This is a genomic window from Streptomyces sp. Je 1-79, assembly GCF_025195125.1.
In the GTDB taxonomy this organism is placed as follows: Bacteria; Actinomycetota; Actinomycetes; order Streptomycetales; family Streptomycetaceae; genus Streptomyces.
In genome coordinates, this window is sequence record NZ_JAMGSL010000002.1 from 518,623 (window position 1) to 534,331 (window position 15,709).

Consider the following 15,709-nt stretch of genomic DNA (forward strand, 5'->3'; position numbering starts at 1 on the left):
AGCCACCCAACAGCAAACGCAACCTGAGTGGCATTACGAAGACTATGGCACACTCGACTCACTAACGCAACGGGAGTCGCAATTGAATCCATCGATCGAAGATGCGCAGGCGCCCCCGCCCGGCAGCCGGCGCCCCGGCGGTCGCACCGCGCGCACCCGGGCCGCGGTGCGGGACGCCGTCCTGACCGGGTTGGCCGAGCACGGCTACCCGTCCCTCACCGTCGAGTACGTGGCGGAGCACTCCGGCGTCCACAAGACGACGCTCTACCGCCGCTGGGGCAGCCTCGAAGGACTTCTCGCGGACGCCCTGGATCTGGCGGGCGAGGACAGCTGGACCCCACCGGACACCGGCAGCCTGGAGGGCGATCTCCGGGCACTCGCCCATGAGGTGGTCGACGCCTTCGCCGACCCGGCGGCCTCGGCCGCCCCTACCGCGTTCGTCGGCGCCGCCTTCCAGTCGGAGCGTGCCGCGGAAGCGCTGCAGGCCTTCTACACGGAACGTTTCGCCCGCTGCGAGGCGGTCGTCGCACGGGCCCTCGCCCGCGGCGAGGCGCCCGGGGGCACGGACGCGGGCGCGGTCGTACGCGCCGTCTCCGCCCCGCTGTTCCTGCGTCTGTTCGTCACGCGCGAGCCGGTCGACAAGGCGACCGCTGACCAGTCGGCGCGCTCGGCGCTGGCCGCCGTCACGGCGGGGGCCTTCGTCCCACCGCCCGCCCCCGAGGGTCTGGCCACTCCGCACGAGGCGTGATCACACCGTCGAGCACCTGTGTCCGGGACAGCTCCGGGGTCACACCGTCCAGGACGGCTCGAGCTGCACCACGTCCCCGCTCAGCGCCGCCACGTCGGCCTCGGTCTGGGCGCGCAGGCCGAGCCGTTCGACACGCTCCACCCGGTACTTGCCGTGCTCCGCGGCGGACCGCCACATCGACAGCACGACGAACTCGTTCCCCGGAGCCTCCCCGAACACCCCGCGCAGCATCCCCGGCGAGCCGGCCATCGCCGGGTTCCACACCTTCTCCTGCATCAGCGCGAAGTGCTCGACCCGGTCCTCGTGGACGCGACAGTGCGCCACCCTTGCCACGTCGGCGTCGCTGAACTTCGGCTCGAATCCCGTCTTCACATCGAAGCGGTGGTCGAAGAGCTTGATCTGGGTGTCCTTGTACGAGCCCGACTGCGCGGCCGCCAGCCGGTCGTGCGACCGCGCCATGAAGGAGTCGTAGAAGGCGCGGCTCTCCCAGAACGAGAAGATGTGGGCGACACCGGGCCGTGCCCGGCTCCACCCTCCGCCCTGGCCCCGGAATCCCGGCTCACCCAGCAGCCCCGCCCATTTCCGCTGTCCCCGCTCGAACCCGCGACGGTCGACCACGGTGCAGCGAATCCACTTGACCAGCACGGCGCCATCGTACGGGGCATTCACCGTCCGCCACCCCGTTCTCGTCTCGCGTACGCATGACACCATGACAACCGGTCCGAGACCACGGGCAGTTGACCGGGCCCAGGGTTACCAGTCGTACGCAGAGAGGGGATTCACGGTGAGCGGACTCAACAAGGGGGTCGGCAAGGTCGAGGTGACGCTCAAGTGGGACCCGAGTCCGATCGGCGCGGCGGCGCACGATCTGGACATCATCGCCGGGGTCTACACGGCGGAGGATCCGTACGGCCCGCCCTCCTACCTGGTGCACTTCGACAGCCGCTCCCCCGACGGCACGATCACGCTCACGCGGGACAGCCGTACGGGCCAGGGCTTCGGCTACGACGAGGCGATGATCCTGGAACTGAACCGGCTCGCACCCCACTACGCGCGCGTGGTGGTGGGAGTGGCCATACAGCAGGGCACCGGCAAGCTGACGTTCGGCGATGTGGCCAACGCCGGCGTACGGGTGCGCGAGGGCTACACCGAGCTGGCGGCTCATGGCTTCGACGAGGTCGCCGGGGCCACGGCCGTGACGATCGTGGAGTTCACCCGCGAGGGGTCTGACGGGTGGTCCTACCGGTCGGTTCGCCGCGGTTTCGACACGGACCCGCAGAGCTTCGCGACGCTGATGGGCGCCCGAACCGCCTGACGCGGAACGTGGCAGCGCCGGGTCCTGTCGCATGGGGCACGACGACAGGCCGCAAACGCCGGAGGCGGTGGCGCCGAGACATCGGCACCACCGCCCCCGACCGGGACTCTCACCCCCGGGCCGGGCCCGGTATCAGCTGCAGCCGCTGGTCGAGCCGCAGCCCTCGCAGATGTAGCAGGAGCCGGCCCGCTGCATCTTCGTACCGCAGGAGAAGCAGAGCGGGGCGTCCGCGCTGATGCCCAGCTGCATCTCGACGAGCTCCGCCGAGGTGTGTGCCTGCTGCGGGGCCGGGATCTCCGCCTTCGGCGGGGTCGAGACGGCCTTCAGGGTCTCCGTCTGGCGCGGTGCGGACTGGGCCAGGCCCTCGACGTCCACCTCGTCCTCGGCGGGCTCGTAGGAGCCCGTCTCCAGGTGACGCTGACGCTCCTCGGCCGAGTGGATGCCGAGCGCCGAGCGCGTCTCGAAGGGCAGGAAGTCCAGCGCCAGGCGGCGGAAGATGTAGTCGACGATCGACTGCGCCATCCGCACGTCCGGGTCGTCGGTCATGCCGGCCGGCTCGAAGCGCATGTTGGTGAACTTCGAGACGTACGTCTCCAGCGGGACGCCGTACTGCAGACCGACCGAGACGGCGATGGAGAAGGCGTCCATCATGCCGGCGAGCGTCGAACCCTGCTTGGACATCTTCAGGAAGACCTCGCCGAGACCGTCGTCCGGGTAGGAGTTGGCGGTCATGTACCCCTCGGCGCCACCGACCGTGAAGGAGGTGGTGATCCCCGGGCGGCCCTTGGGCAGGCGCTTGCGGACCGGACGGTACTCGACGACCTTCTCGACGGCCTCGCGGATCGTCGCCTCGGACTTCGCGGTGACCTCGACCTTCTCCTCCTCCTTCTTCTTGGCGGAGAGGGGCTGGCCGACCTTGCAGTTGTCGCGGTAGATGGCGAGCGCCTTGACGCCCATCTTCCAGGCCTCGAAGTAGACCTCCTCGACGTCCTCGACCGTGGCCGTCTCCGGCAGGTTCACGGTCTTGGAGAGCGCGCCGGAGATCCACGGCTGGATGGCCGCCATCATGCGGACGTGGCCCATCGCGGAGATGGAGCGCTCGCCCATGGCGCAGTCGAAGACCTCGTAGTGCTCGGTCTTCAGACCGGGGGCGTCGATCACGTTGCCGTTCTCGGCGATGTGGGCGACGACCGCCTCGATCTGCTCCTCCTGGTAACCCAGGCGGCGCAGGGCCTGCGGGACGGTGCCGTTGACGATCTGCATCGAGCCGCCGCCGACCAGCTTCTTGAACTTGACCAGGGCGAGGTCGGGCTCGAGGCCGGTGGTGTCGCAGGACATCGCGAGACCGATGGTGCCGGTCGGGGCGATGACCGAGGCCTGGGCGTTGCGGAAGCCGTTCTTGGCGCCGAGGCGCAGGACGTCCTGCCAGGCCTCGGTGGCCGCGGCCCAGATCGGCGAGTCCAGGTCGTCCATGCGGACGGCCACGGTGTTGGCGTCGGCGTGCTGCTTCATGACGCGCTGGTGCGGCTCGGCGTTGCGGGCGTAGCCGTCGTACGGGCCGACGACCGCGGCGAGCTCGGCGGAGCGCTTGTACGACGTACCTGTCATCAACGAAGTGATGGCACCGGCCAGGGCGCGGCCGCCGTCGGAGTCGTAGGCGTGGCCGGTGGCCATGAGCAGGGCGCCGAGGTTGGCGTAGCCGATGCCCAGCTGACGGAAGGCGCGGGTGTTCTCACCGATCTTCTGGGTCGGGAAGTCCGCGAAGCAGATGGAGATGTCCATCGCCGTGATGACCAACTCGACGACCTTGGCGAAGCGCTCCGAGTCGAACGACTGGTTGCCCTTGCCGTCGTCCTTGAGGAACTTCATCAGGTTCAGCGAGGCGAGGTTGCAGGACGTGTTGTCCAGGTGCATGTACTCGCTGCACGGGTTCGAGCCGTTGATGCGGCCGGACTCGGGGCAGGTGTGCCAGTGGTTGATCGTGTCGTCGTACTGGATGCCCGGGTCGGCGCAGGCCCAGGCGGCCTCGGCCATCTTGCGGAAGAGCGACTTGGCATCGACCTCCTCGATGACCTCGCCGGTCATACGGGACGTCAGGCCGAACTTGCCGCCCTGCTCGACCGCCTTCATGAACGTGTCGTTCACGCGGACCGAGTTGTTGGCGTTCTGGTACTGGACGGACGTGATGTCGTCGCCGCCCAGGTCCATGTCGAAGCCCGCGTCACGCAGGGCGCGGATCTTCTCCTCCTCCTTGACCTTGGTCTGGATGAAGTCCTCGATGTCGGGGTGGTCGACGTCGAGGATGACCATCTTGGCCGCACGGCGCGTGGCGCCGCCCGACTTGATCGTTCCCGCGGAGGCGTCGGCGCCGCGCATGAAGGAGACCGGGCCGGAGGCGTTGCCGCCGGAGGAGAGCAGCTCCTTGGAGGAGCGGATGCGGGAGAGGTTCAGGCCGGCGCCGGAGCCGCCCTTGAAGATCATGCCCTCTTCCTTGTACCAGTCGAGGATCGACTCCATGGAGTCGTCGACGGACAGGATGAAGCAGGCGGAGACCTGCTGCGGCTGAGGCGTTCCGACGTTGAACCAGACCGGCGAGTTGAAGCTGAAGATCTGGTGCAGGAGGGCGTACGCCAGCTCGTGCTCGAAGATCTCGGCGTCGGCGGGGGACGCGAAGTAGCCGTGCTCCTCGCCGGCCTTCGTGTAGGTCTTCACGATCCGGTCGATGAGCTGCTTCAGCCCGGTCTCGCGCTGCGGGGTGCCGACGGCCCCGCGGAAGTACTTGCTGGTGACGATGTTGACCGCGTTCACCGACCAGAAGTCGGGGAACTCGACGCCACGCTGCTCGAAGTTGACCGAGCCGTCGCGCCAGTTGGTCATGACGACGTCACGACGCTCCCAGACCACCTCGTCGTACGGATGCACGCCCGGGGTGGTGTGGATGCGCTCGATACGCAGGCCCTTGGCCTTGGCTCCCTTTGCGCGGGAACCTCGTGCCGGACCGCTCGCCGTCTCTGTCATGCCGCCTCCCATATACGGGCAAAACACCTTGAAGCACCCAGATAGTCCCAGGGCACTGTCTTCTTGTCTGCTGTCGCGGGCACCGCTCGGGGCACTCGCGACACGTCTTTTCGGCCGCGCACGGCCGGCCACGCCCGGACCGCCGGTCCGGGCGGCCGGTCAGTCGGCGGCGGTGGCGGGAACGGGGACCTCGGGGGTCGCTCCGGTCCCGCGGTCTTCCGCGAGGGGTCGACGCTCACGGAGTTCCGCGACAGCCGCCTCGAAGTCGTCGAGGCTGTCGAAAGCCTTGTAGACGGACGCGAAACGCAGGTACGCGACGAGGTCGAGCTCCTGCAACGGGCCGAGGATGGCCAGCCCCACGTCGTGGGTGGTCAGCTCGGCGCTCCCGGTGGCGCGCACCGCCTCCTCGACCCGCTGGCCGAGCTTGGCGAGGGCGTCCTCGGTCACGGGCCGCCCCTGGCACGCCTTGCGCACGCCGGAGATGACCTTGGTACGGCTGAATGGTTCGGTCACGCCCGACCGCTTCACCACCATGAGCGAGCACGTCTCGACCGTCGTGAAACGACGGGAGCAGTCGGGGCACTGGCGGCGGCGTCGGATCGACGTCCCGTCGTCGGTGGTGCGACTGTCGACGACACGGCTGTCGGGGTGCCTGCAGAAGGGGCAATGCATGGTTCCGACCCTCCCTCACGGCACGACTGAATGGCTTCGCCAGGCCCGTCAAGGCCCCTCGAAGCGACCACCAGCATAGGCGATGCGGGCACCCCCGGTGGACCGGGGACCACAACTTGTAGGTGGCTGATCCAATCCAACCACTAGATCTGGGGTTGGGCCCGATTTCCGGCGCTTCGCGCGTGTCGCGCCGCCCGCGCGGAAGGGGCCGGCAACGAGGGTACGGGAAGCGCGCGGCTCCGCCGATTCGGCCCCCGCGGGTGCGAGACTGAAAGGGCACCCCCCGCCCGCGTGCGACCCGCCGCTGGACGCTACCGTAATGACCGAATTGCCACTGGCGCCCGGGCCTCTACATACACCCACCTGCGCATACACGTAAGGCAATCTGCGATTTTTCACTCGAACGTGTGTTTGGCGCAACCTTTCGAAAGCCACTACCGTTGTGCCAGCCAGGGAGACCATTTCGAGAGGGGCCGCCGACGTGACCACCACCGCAGACAGTGCCACCATCACTGCCCAGGACCGCTCCCAGGGCCGACTCGAGGCGGTGCATGCCATGAATGACGCAGCCATGAACGGGGACGGGGAGCCAGGCCGACCTGCGCGCTCGTTGCCGGGACGACCTCCAGGCATCCGGGCCGACAGCTCCGGCCTCACCGACCGGCAGCGCCGGGTGATCGAGGTCATCAGGGACTCGGTGCAGCGGCGAGGCTACCCGCCGTCGATGCGGGAGATCGGCCAGGCCGTGGGCCTCTCCAGCACCTCCTCCGTAGCGCACCAGCTGATGGCGCTGGAGCGCAAGGGCTTCCTGCGCCGTGACCCGCACCGCCCCCGGGCGTACGAGGTCCGCGGCTCCGACCAGCCGAGCCCCCAGCCGACGGACACCACGGGCAAGCCCGCCGCGTCGTACGTGCCCCTCGTCGGCCGGATCGCCGCCGGTGGTCCGATCCTCGCCGAGGAGTCGGTCGAGGACGTGTTCCCGCTCCCTCGGCAGCTCGTCGGCGACGGCGAGCTCTTCGTCCTGAAGGTCGTCGGTGACTCGATGATCGAGGCGGCGATCTGTGACGGCGACTGGGTCACCGTCCGCCGGCAGCCGGTCGCGGAGAACGGCGACATCGTCGCGGCCATGCTCGACGGCGAAGCCACGGTCAAGCGCTTCAAGCGCGAGGACGGCCATGTCTGGCTGCTGCCGCACAACGCGGCGTACCAGCCGATCCCTGGTGACGAGGCCACCATCCTCGGCAAGGTCGTGGCGGTACTGCGGCGGGTCTGACACCACCTCGCCGGCTCTGACCGGGCCCCGGGACCCACTGCGCCGGTTCCGGGGCCCTGCTCCGCCCTCCGGGTCCTGCCGTGTCGCGGCAGAACCCGGACCTGTTTCTCGGCCCTGCGGCCCTCCCGGGCGGCTGGCAGCCGCCGGACCACTGGCCGCGCCAGGGCAGGGCCGTTCCTCAGGCCCCTGCGGCCTTCGAGGCGGCATCGATCGCCGCCAGTGACTTGCGCACCTGGTTGCGGTCGGTCGTGTACCAGAAGTCGGGCAGCGAAGCCTTCAGATAGCTGCCGTACCGGGCCGTCGCGAGCCGCGGATCGAGTACGGCGACGACACCCCGGTCTCCGGTGGCCCGTACGAGACGTCCCGCGCCCTGGGCCATCAGCAGGGCCGCGTGGGTGGCGGCGACGGCCATGAAACCATTGCCGCCCGCGTCCTCGACCGCCTTCTGGCGGGCGCTCATCAGCGGGTCGTCGGGGCGCGGGAACGGGATCTTGTCCATCACGACCAGCTGGCAGCTGGCGCCGGGGACGTCCACTCCCTGCCAGAGGGAGAGCGTGCCGAAGAGGCACGTCTGCGGATCGGCGGAGAAGTTCTTGATCAGCTCGCCGAGTGTGTCCTCGCCCTGGAGCAGGATCGGGTACTCGGGGATACGGGAGCGCAGCTCCTCGGCGGCGAGCTGGGCGGCCCGCATCGAGGAGAAGAGACCGAGCGTCCTGCCGCCCGCCGCCTGCATCAGCTCCGTGAGTTCGTCGAGCATGTCGCCACGGTCGCCGTCCCGGGCGGGGCGGGCCAGGTGCTTGGCGACGTACAGGATCCCCTGCTTGGGGTAGTCGAACGGCGAGCCGACGTCGATCCCCTTCCACAGCGGGATGTCGTCGCCCTGCGTACCTTCGGGGGCAAGGCCGAGGGAGGCCCCGACCCCGTTGAAGTCGCCGCCCAGCTTCAGGGTGGCCGAGGTGAGCACGACGGACCGGTCCGCGAAGAGCTTGTCGCGCAGCAGCCCGGAGACGGAGAGCGGGGCGACCCTCAGCGAAGCGCCGAACCGGTCGTGGCGTTCGTACCAGACGACGTCGTACTCGGAGCCCTGCGTGATGCGCTCGGCGACCCCGTGGACGGTCTCCACGGAGGCCAGGGCCTGCTTGCGGACGGCGTCCTCGTCCTGGACGGACTTGTCGCGGGTGGAACCGAGCGCCGAGATCACCGCGCGCGAGGCGTCGCGCAGCGTCATCAGCGCGTAGCGCAGGTCCTCCGGGATCTCCTCAAGACGGCCCGGCAGGGCCAGCTCCATCAGCCGCTCGAAGCCCTCCGCCGCGGTCTGGAGCTGGTCGGCGACCTTCTCGTCGACCAGTTTCGCCGAGCGGCGGACGGCCCGGTTGACCTGGCCAGGGGTGAGCTCGCCGGTGGCGACGCCGGTGACGCGGGAGACGAGCTCATGGGCCTCGTCGACGATCAGCACTTCGTGCTGCGGCAGCACCGGGGCGCCCTCGATCGCGTCGATGGCGAGGAGGGCGTGATTGGTGACGACGACCTCGGCGAGCTTGGCACGCTCACGAGCCGCCTCGGCGAAGCACTCCGCGCCGTACGCGCACTTGCTGGCGCCCAGGCACTCCCGGGAGGAGACCGACACCTGGGCCCAGGCGCGGTCCGAGACACCGGGGGTCAGGTCGTCCCGGTCGCCCGTCTCGGTCTCGTCCGACCAGTCGCGGAGCCGCAGCAGGTCCTGCCCCAGCTTGCTGGTCGGGGCGGCCGCCTCGAAGGGGTCGAAGAGGCCCTCCTCCTCGTCCTGCGGCACCCCCTCGTGGAGGCGGTGGAGGCAGAGGTAGTTCGACCGCCCCTTGAGCATCGCGAACTCCGGACGCCGGCGAAGCTGCGGGTGCAGGGCGTCGACGGTACGCGGAAGATCGCGCTCGACCAGCTGGCGCTGGAGCGCCAGTGTGGCCGTGGCGACCACCACGCGCTCACCGTGCGCCAGCGCCGGCACCAGATAGCCGAGGGACTTTCCGGTGCCGGTGCCGGCCTGGACCAGCAGGTGGGAGCTGTCGTCGATGGCCTCGGCAACAGCCTCGGCCATGGTGACCTGGCCGGGGCGCTCCGTACCGCCGACGGCGGAGACGGCGGCGTGCAGGAGGTCGGGGAGGGATGGCTTCGTCATAGCGCGTCCACCCTACGGCTCGGCACTGACAGCCGGATCACGCGAGCGGATTCGGGACCGTCCCGTGGACTGCGGCGTGCGGCCGCTCCGGGCGGTCGCGGTAGCCGTCCAGATGCAGACGGTTGCGGTTGAGACAGAGCCGCTCGATCCGCGGGGTGAGGAGATCGAAGAGCTCGAACCGTTCCTTCAGCTCGGGAAAGCGTCCCTGGTGACGAAGGATCTCGGCCCGCACGAGAGCCCAGAAGTCTGCCTCGGGAACGCCGAGTTGCTCCTCGCACAGCGGTGCCAGGTAACGGAAGACGCCGACGAACAGCCCCGAATGGATGAACTGGGTGAGGAAGGCGGGGTCCTCGGTGAGCAGGACGGCGCGGACGTCGTCCGGCATCGCCTCGTGCTCGGGGAGCGGGTGGGAGCTGATGTTGACGTCGTCGACGAAGTCCTTGATCGCCAGGCGCACGGGGACGTCACGGTCGTCGTAGACGACGATGGCGTTCTCGCCGTGCGGGGAGAAGACGGTGCCGTACTGGTAGAGGAAGTGCAGCAGCGGGGGCAGCAGGGCGGCGAAGAGCCGTTGGAGCCAGGCGGTGGGGGCGAGTCCGGATCGCTCGACGAGTTCGGCGACGAAGGCGCGGCCGTTCGGATCGGTGTGCAGGAGGCCGGCCAGGGTCCGGGCGCGTTCGCCGGCCGGGAGCCTGAGTGGTTCGCGCCAGATCGCGCCGAGGAGTTCCTTGTACTGGTAGGGGACCTCGGGCAGCCGGTCGTAGAGAGGGTGTTCGACGGTGACGGAGGCGACCTCGCCGAGGAGGATCACGCCGCACTCGTCGCGCAGGAACGGATCGGCGTCGCGGAGCCCGTGGACCCAGGAGGTGACGGCGGGCGCGGCGAGGGTCCGCTCCGTCGGGAGCCCGCGCCAGACGAGGGTGTTGAGTACGGAGAGCGGCAGCTTCACGGTGTGCCGGTCCGGCCTGCTCGTGTTGAGGAAGGTGCGGACGGACTGCTGCGGCAGGTGCAGGTCGCCGTCGGCGGGCAGCGGCACGATCGCTCCGGCGGCGACCGCGGGGGCGTAGAGCGGGAGGACGACCTCGTCCCACTGCCAGGGGTGAACGGGCAGGAGGAGATACCTGTCGGGGTCGAGGCCTCGGTCCCGCAACGTCGCGCGGAAAGTCTCGCGGACGTCGGCGTCGAGTTCGCGGGTGTAGAGCCGGTCGGGAGTGTCGAGGCCGGGGACTCCGCGGTAGCGGGCGAGGTCGGTGCTGACGGCGAGCCAGGGCAGCCGGTCCGGGCGGCGGGCTTCCGGGGCCCAGCGGGCTGCGTCGGTGGCGGAGAAGCCGATCCGGCCTTTGTTGAGGACGAGCCAGGGGTGGCCGGTCTGGTGGCCTTCGAGTTCGGCGTACCCGAGCTCGGCGAGCCGATCGGCGGTGAGGGCCGTCCGGTCGAGGCGGGCGTCGGCGGCGAGGGTGGTGGTGAGCTCGCGGATCAGATGGCCGAGGGTCGCTCCGTCGAGGCCGAGCAGGCGGCGGGCCCGGACCAGGAAATCGAGGGGGTCGGTCAGCGGCTGTCCGTCGCACATCGGTGAGCCGGGGGTGATGCGCCAGCTTCCGTAGGCGCCTCGGACGGCTGTGAAGGTCAGGGCGGAGCCGTCGTCGAGGCGCAGGACGTAGGGCTGCGGACCGGCAGGGGTGTGGGGTGGGCGGGGCGCCGTGCCGCCTTCCGTGCGGGGCGCCGTGCCAGCTTCCGTGCGGGGCGCCGTGCCAGCTTCCGTGTCGGTCGCCGGGACGGGCTCGACGATCTCCTCGTACGCGAACTCGGCGATGGTCTTGGCGAGCAGGCGGGAGGCTGCGCGGGCCCAGGCCTCGGGGGTCAGCTCGGCGGGTGAGAACGGTGTGGAGTCATGGGTGGCAGGGGACGTCGGCACGAGGACTCCTCGGGGTGGGAACCGCTGTGGTTCGAGCGGTGTATGTAAGGCAGGGAGGCGTTCACAGGACGTGACGAAGGGCCCGGTCGCGGACCATGAGGGCGGCTCGTTTGTCGGGGAGGTCGACTTCCGCGGAGAAGCGGAAGCCGGCGCTCAGGAAGGCGGAGACGGAAGGGGTGTTGCGAAGGTCGGGTTCGGCGATGACACGGGTGCATCGGGGACGGTGGTCGAGCGCGAGATCGGCGACGGCACGGAGGAGCGCGGTACCGACACCACGGCCTCGGTCGGCGACGCCGCCGAGGAGGAGGTGGATGCCGGTGTCGTGCGGGCGGGCCGGATAGTGCCGGGCGAGCGGGTCGAGGTCGGCGCGGTAGATCTCGAAGTAGCTCATGGGGGTGGAGTCGAGGAGGCCGAGGCAGGGCACGCTGCGGCCGTCGCCGTCGAGTTGGGCGCGGATGTGCTCGGCCGTGACGGTCTCGGCGCCGGCGAGCTCCCAGAAGGCGGAGACCGCCGGGTCGTTCATCCACCGTGCGATGAGGGGCAGGTCCCGCTCGGTCCTCACGGGCACGAGCTGGAACGTGCCGACGGGCGTGGTGGCGGGGCCCCAGGAGGCGACCGCGTCGAGGAGGTCGCCGTCCGAGGTCGCCATGGACTCGCCGGCCGCGATCAGGGCGACGAGTTCGTCCGAGAGGTGCAGGTCCAGGGTGTCCTCGCTCCCCGTGCCGGCGGGGGGCAGGGGGCCGGCTCCGTCAGCGAAGCCGGACTCGGGACCGGAGCCGGGGCCGGATTCGGACCCGGCGGATTCGGGGCCGGATTCGGACCCGGCGGGGCCGCTGTCGACGCCCGTGACGGTGCCGGGACGCGCATCCGTGGGAGGCACGGTGGGTCTCCTCTCGGCGGTTCGGTCGGGGTGGTGGTCTTCGGCCGTGCGGCCGGGGTGGGCTTCAGGAACGGAGGGGGTTGGTGATGGTGACGTAGACGGATTGGGTGTCGACGGGACCGACGAGCTCGTCGAGGCCGTGCAGGCGGGTGAGGAGGTTGGCCTTGCAGCGCAGGGTCGCCGCCTCCAGGAGCCGGTGCGGCAGTGGGGAGCCGAGGCTGGTGGCGGAGGTGAGGAACTGGCGGAATCCGGCGAGCAGGACGCGTTCGTCTGCGAGGTGCTGGGCACCGAAGGCTCCGATGAGCCCGAGGACGTTGTTGATGCCGAGGTAGTAGGCGAAGCGTTCGTCGGTGACCTGGTCGGAGACGAAGGTGTCGCTGAAGTCTCCGATGCCGGGGAGGCGGGCCTCGAGGTCGTCGCGGCGGGACTCACGGAAGTAGTAGCCCTGGTTGTCGCGGTAACGGCCGCCGACGGGCCAGCCGTCGGGGTCGAGGAGCACCAGGGTGTTCTGCTGGTGGGCCTCCAGGGCGACGCCGGCCATGCCGTCGAGCCAGAGGACGGGGCGGATGACCTGGTCGAGGTAGCGCAGGAACCACTCGGCGGCGACGGCGGTGGTGGGGCGCCCGGTTCGGGCGGCCAGGCGGACGACGATGTCGGCGAGGCGGGAGCGCATCCGCGTGCTGCCGGGCCAGGGGCGTGGGGCGGTGAGGGCGGCGATGCAGACGGCGTCGTCCCCGGCGGTGAAGGGGTTGTGCCGGATCATGACGTCGAGTCCGGGGACGGGTTCGCCGTCCGGGGTGTCGACCGCGAGCCAGGCGGGGTCGCGGACGATGTCGAAGCCCGGGTGAGCGGCCTGCCACTCGTCGACGAGACCCGTGCGCAGGAGCCGGTGGACCTCGACGCCGCGGTGGAGCTCCTTGCGGAGGTTCTCGCGGCGGGAGTTGGTGATGCGGACGCCGAGGGAGAGTTTGAGCATCGTCCGGGCGCCGGGCCGGTGCACGGTACGGACGGAGGAGGTGGGGTGCCAGGCGGCTCCGGCGGGGCCGAGGTCGTGGAGCAGGCCGGAGGTGAGGAGGGAGGCGACAGCCGGGCGGTGGGCCAGTTCGCGCGCCTGCCACGGGTGCAGGGGCAAGGGGACCGAGCCCGCGGGCAGTTCGAGTCCTTCGGCGAGGCCGGTGGCGAGCTGGACGGCGGTGACGGCGCGGCCCTGTTCGGTCCAGGCGGAGTCGGACGCGAGGACCGAGAGGTCGATGGCCATCCAGTGCAGCGGGAAGGAGCCGTGCAGCTCGGGTGAGTAGAGCCGGGCCTCGGCGTCGGAGAGACCTTCGCGGCTCTTGGAGGTGGGGTGGAGCGGGTGGCCGAGCAGCAGGGACTGTTCGGCGGTGAGGAAGAGGTCGGCTTCGGGTCCGGGGTTCGGGCGGCGACGCCGCTCGGCGATGAAGTCGGCGGTGCGGCGGGCCGAGTCGGCGACACGGCCGACGAGCTCGGTGCCTTCGGGGCGGCCGGTCTCGCGGCTGATCAGGGCGGCCACGGTGACGGCGTCGACGTGGGGGGCGGTGGCGTGGAGCCCTTCGAGGGCGGGCGGACCGAAGCGGTGCCATCCCGTGGCCGACCAATGGAGGACGGGGACGAGCAGGGCGGTGCCGCTGGCTTCGAGGGGGATGCGGAGGGTGGTGGAGGCCGGGGCGGGCAGGTTCTTCTCCCGTACCCAGCAGCGCAGCAGGTTCTCGATGGTGGCGGCATCGGCGGCGCGCCGCGGATCCGGGTCGTCGAGGGGATCCTGCCGGGTGACGGCGCCGCCCGCGACCGTGAGCGCGGGCGAGGGCTGGGTGTCGTACGGGCCGGAGTGCTGGCGCGGGACGGTGGCCTGCTCGACGGTGAGCGGGCCGTGGGCGGCGCTGCCGGTGTCGGACGCTTCGGAGGCGGGGGTGGCGTTCACGGGGGGGGCTTCCTTGTGAGGGTGTCCGGGTTCGGTCCGGGATCAGTGGGACGGCCCGGTCGGACCGGTCGCCCCGGCCCGTCCGGTGGGTCCGGGGGCGTTCCGGAGGAGGGCGGCGGGCGCGGGGCGGCGCGGGCGGTGGGCGCGTTCGGCGGCGGCCAGGGCGTCGGCGAAGCGGTCGAGGACGGCCTCGGCCTGCTCGTCGGTGAGGGTGAGCGGCGGCAGGAGTCGGACGACGCCCGAATGCCGGCCGCCGAGTTCGACGATCAGCCCTCGGTGCAGGCACGCCTGCTGGACGGCGACGGCGAGGGGCTGGTCGACCGGTGGGGGGCCGGCGTGGGCTCCGGGGGTGTCCGGGTCCACGAGCTCGACGCCGATCATGAGCCCTCGGCCGCGGACGTCGCCGATGCAGGGGTGGGCGGCGGCCAGGCCCTGGAGGCGGCCGAGCATCCGGGCGCCGAGGGTGGCGGCGCGGTCGGCGAGCTTGTTCTCGCGTACGTACGCGAGGGTGGCGGCGCCGGCGGCCATGGCGAGCTGGTTGCCCCGGAAGGTGCCCGCGTGGGCGCCGGGCTCCCAGGCGTCGAGCTCCGCCCGGTAGACGATGACGGCGAGCGGGAGGGAGCCGCCGATGGCTTTGGAGAGGACCATGACGTCGGGAACGATGCCGCTGTGCTCGACGGCCCAGAAGGCGCCGGTGCGGCCGACGCCGGTCTGGACCTCGTCGGCGATGAGGGGGATGGAGCGGGCGGCTGTGATCTCCCGCATGCGGCGCATCCAGTCGTCGGGGCCGGGGATGACACCGCCCTCCCCCTGCACCGGTTCGAGGATCATCGCGGCGGGGGTGGTGACCCCGCTCTTGGGGTCGTCGAGGAGGTTCTCGGTCCAGCGTGCGGCCAGTTCGGCTCCGCGTTCGCCGCCGACGCCGAAGGGGCAGCGGTAGTTCTGCGGGTAGGGCAGCCGGGCGACCCGTACGTCCGTCGCGCCCCCCGAGGCGTCCAGGGCGCCGGCCGTCATGCCGTGGTAGGCGCCGGTGAAGCTGAGCAGCCCGCTGCGGCCGGTCGCCGTGCGGACGAGTTTGAGGGCTGCCTCGACGGCGTCCGTCCCGGCCGGTCCGCAGAACTGGATGCGTGCGTCGTCGGCGAGTCCGGCCGGCAGTGTGGCGAACAGTTCGGTGGTGAAGGCGTCCTTGACCGGGGTGGCGAGGTCGAGGACGTGCAGTGGGGCCCCGGAGTCGAGCACCTTCTTGATGGCTTCGAGGACCACCGGGTGGTTGTGCCCGAGGGCCAGGGTCCCCGCGCCGGAGAGGCAGTCCAGGTAGCGTCGGCCGTCGGCGCCCTCGATGGTCAGTCCTCTGGCCCGTACGGGAACGATCGGCAGCGAGCGCGCGTAGGTGCGCGCCGCCGATTCGCGCAACGACTGGCGGCGCAGGATGCCTTCGAGAGCACCCCCCTCGCCGGCTCTCCGCTCACCCTGGTGCGCCTGCGCGGCCGACGGTACGGCCGGAGCTGGTTCGGTCACGGCCACGGCTCGGTGTCCTCCCGCTGTAACAGTTGCGTTGCACATCGGTACGTTGCTCCGCCCTGCGAAGGGCAGCACTGAACGCCTCCTCTGTGTCCCCCGTACGTACCAACGACGGGAACTGCCAAGGATCACGGGAGAATCCCAAGATCCTTGGCGTGGTCGGGATCACGACCCGGCAACGGCCGTACGCCGGGCGGAACCGTGGACCGGCCCGGTACCGTCCCCTCCGGCACCGGCATAGTGGGGGCCGCACTTCGGCCCCGGTCACGGGGCCAC

11 protein-coding genes are annotated in these 15,709 nt (G+C 70.9%); 3 read left to right on the forward strand and 8 right to left on the reverse strand.

The genetic code is table 11. The features are described from left to right. Nucleotides 1-82 precede the first annotated feature (82 nt). Nucleotides 83-748: a TetR/AcrR family transcriptional regulator gene (locus M5362_RS05145; protein WP_260226096.1), complete on the forward strand. Its 666-nt coding sequence runs from the start codon at nucleotides 83-85 to the stop codon at nucleotides 746-748. A 39-nt stretch (nucleotides 749-787) separates the two neighbouring features. Here the strand turns inward: M5362_RS05145 and M5362_RS05150 are convergent, their stop codons facing one another. Beyond that, the gene (locus M5362_RS05150; RefSeq protein WP_260226097.1) at nucleotides 788-1,393 is read right to left on the reverse strand and encodes a YdbC family protein; all 606 of its coding nucleotides are present in this window, start codon (nucleotides 1,391-1,393) and stop codon (nucleotides 788-790) included. 139 nt (nucleotides 1,394-1,532) lie between these two features. Here M5362_RS05150 and M5362_RS05155 point away from each other — a divergent pair, with 139 nt between their 5' ends. Continuing rightward, on the forward strand, nucleotides 1,533-2,063 hold the full coding sequence (locus tag M5362_RS05155) for a TerD family protein (protein ID WP_260226098.1): 531 nt from the start codon (nucleotides 1,533-1,535) through the stop codon (nucleotides 2,061-2,063). A 132-nt stretch (nucleotides 2,064-2,195) separates the two neighbouring features. Here M5362_RS05155 and M5362_RS05160 read toward each other — a convergent pair whose 3' ends face one another. After that, complete coding sequence (locus tag M5362_RS05160; RefSeq protein WP_260226099.1) at nucleotides 2,196-5,081, reverse strand: vitamin B12-dependent ribonucleotide reductase; 2,886 nt, start codon at nucleotides 5,079-5,081, stop codon at nucleotides 2,196-2,198. Between the two features lie 159 nt (nucleotides 5,082-5,240). Next, a complete protein-coding gene (gene nrdR, locus M5362_RS05165; RefSeq protein ID WP_260226100.1) occupies nucleotides 5,241-5,753 on the reverse strand; it encodes a transcriptional regulator NrdR in 513 nt (170 codons plus the stop codon). Between the two features lie 481 nt (nucleotides 5,754-6,234). Here nrdR and lexA point away from each other — a divergent pair, with 481 nt between their 5' ends. Next, nucleotides 6,235-7,026: a transcriptional repressor LexA gene (gene lexA, locus M5362_RS05170; RefSeq protein ID WP_260226101.1), complete on the forward strand. Its 792-nt coding sequence runs from the start codon at nucleotides 6,235-6,237 to the stop codon at nucleotides 7,024-7,026. A gap of 178 nt (nucleotides 7,027-7,204) precedes the next feature. Here lexA and M5362_RS05175 read toward each other — a convergent pair whose 3' ends face one another. The 5 genes from M5362_RS05175 to M5362_RS05195 all read right to left on the reverse strand — a co-directional run bounded on the left by M5362_RS05175 (nucleotide 7,205) and on the right by M5362_RS05195 (nucleotide 15,436). Continuing rightward, the gene (locus M5362_RS05175; RefSeq protein ID WP_260226102.1) at nucleotides 7,205-9,178 is read right to left on the reverse strand and encodes an ATP-dependent DNA helicase; all 1,974 of its coding nucleotides are present in this window, start codon (nucleotides 9,176-9,178) and stop codon (nucleotides 7,205-7,207) included. A 37-nt stretch (nucleotides 9,179-9,215) separates the two neighbouring features. Then, nucleotides 9,216-11,093, reverse strand: a complete 1,878-nt coding sequence (locus M5362_RS05180) for an IucA/IucC family siderophore biosynthesis protein (protein ID WP_260226103.1) — start codon at nucleotides 11,091-11,093, stop codon at nucleotides 9,216-9,218. 61 nt (nucleotides 11,094-11,154) lie between these two features. Continuing rightward, entirely contained in the window at nucleotides 11,155-11,973 is an 819-nt protein-coding gene (locus tag M5362_RS05185) for a GNAT family N-acetyltransferase (protein ID WP_374214407.1), read from the reverse strand. 64 nt (nucleotides 11,974-12,037) lie between these two features. Next, nucleotides 12,038-13,912 carry an IucA/IucC family siderophore biosynthesis protein gene (locus M5362_RS05190; RefSeq protein WP_260226104.1) on the reverse strand — a complete coding sequence of 625 codons (1,875 nt, stop codon included), beginning with the start codon at nucleotides 13,910-13,912 and terminating at the stop codon, nucleotides 12,038-12,040. A gap of 42 nt (nucleotides 13,913-13,954) precedes the next feature. Then, a complete protein-coding gene (locus M5362_RS05195) occupies nucleotides 13,955-15,436 on the reverse strand; it encodes a diaminobutyrate--2-oxoglutarate transaminase family protein (protein ID WP_260226105.1) in 1,482 nt (493 codons plus the stop codon). Between the last annotated feature and the right edge of the window lie 273 nt (nucleotides 15,437-15,709).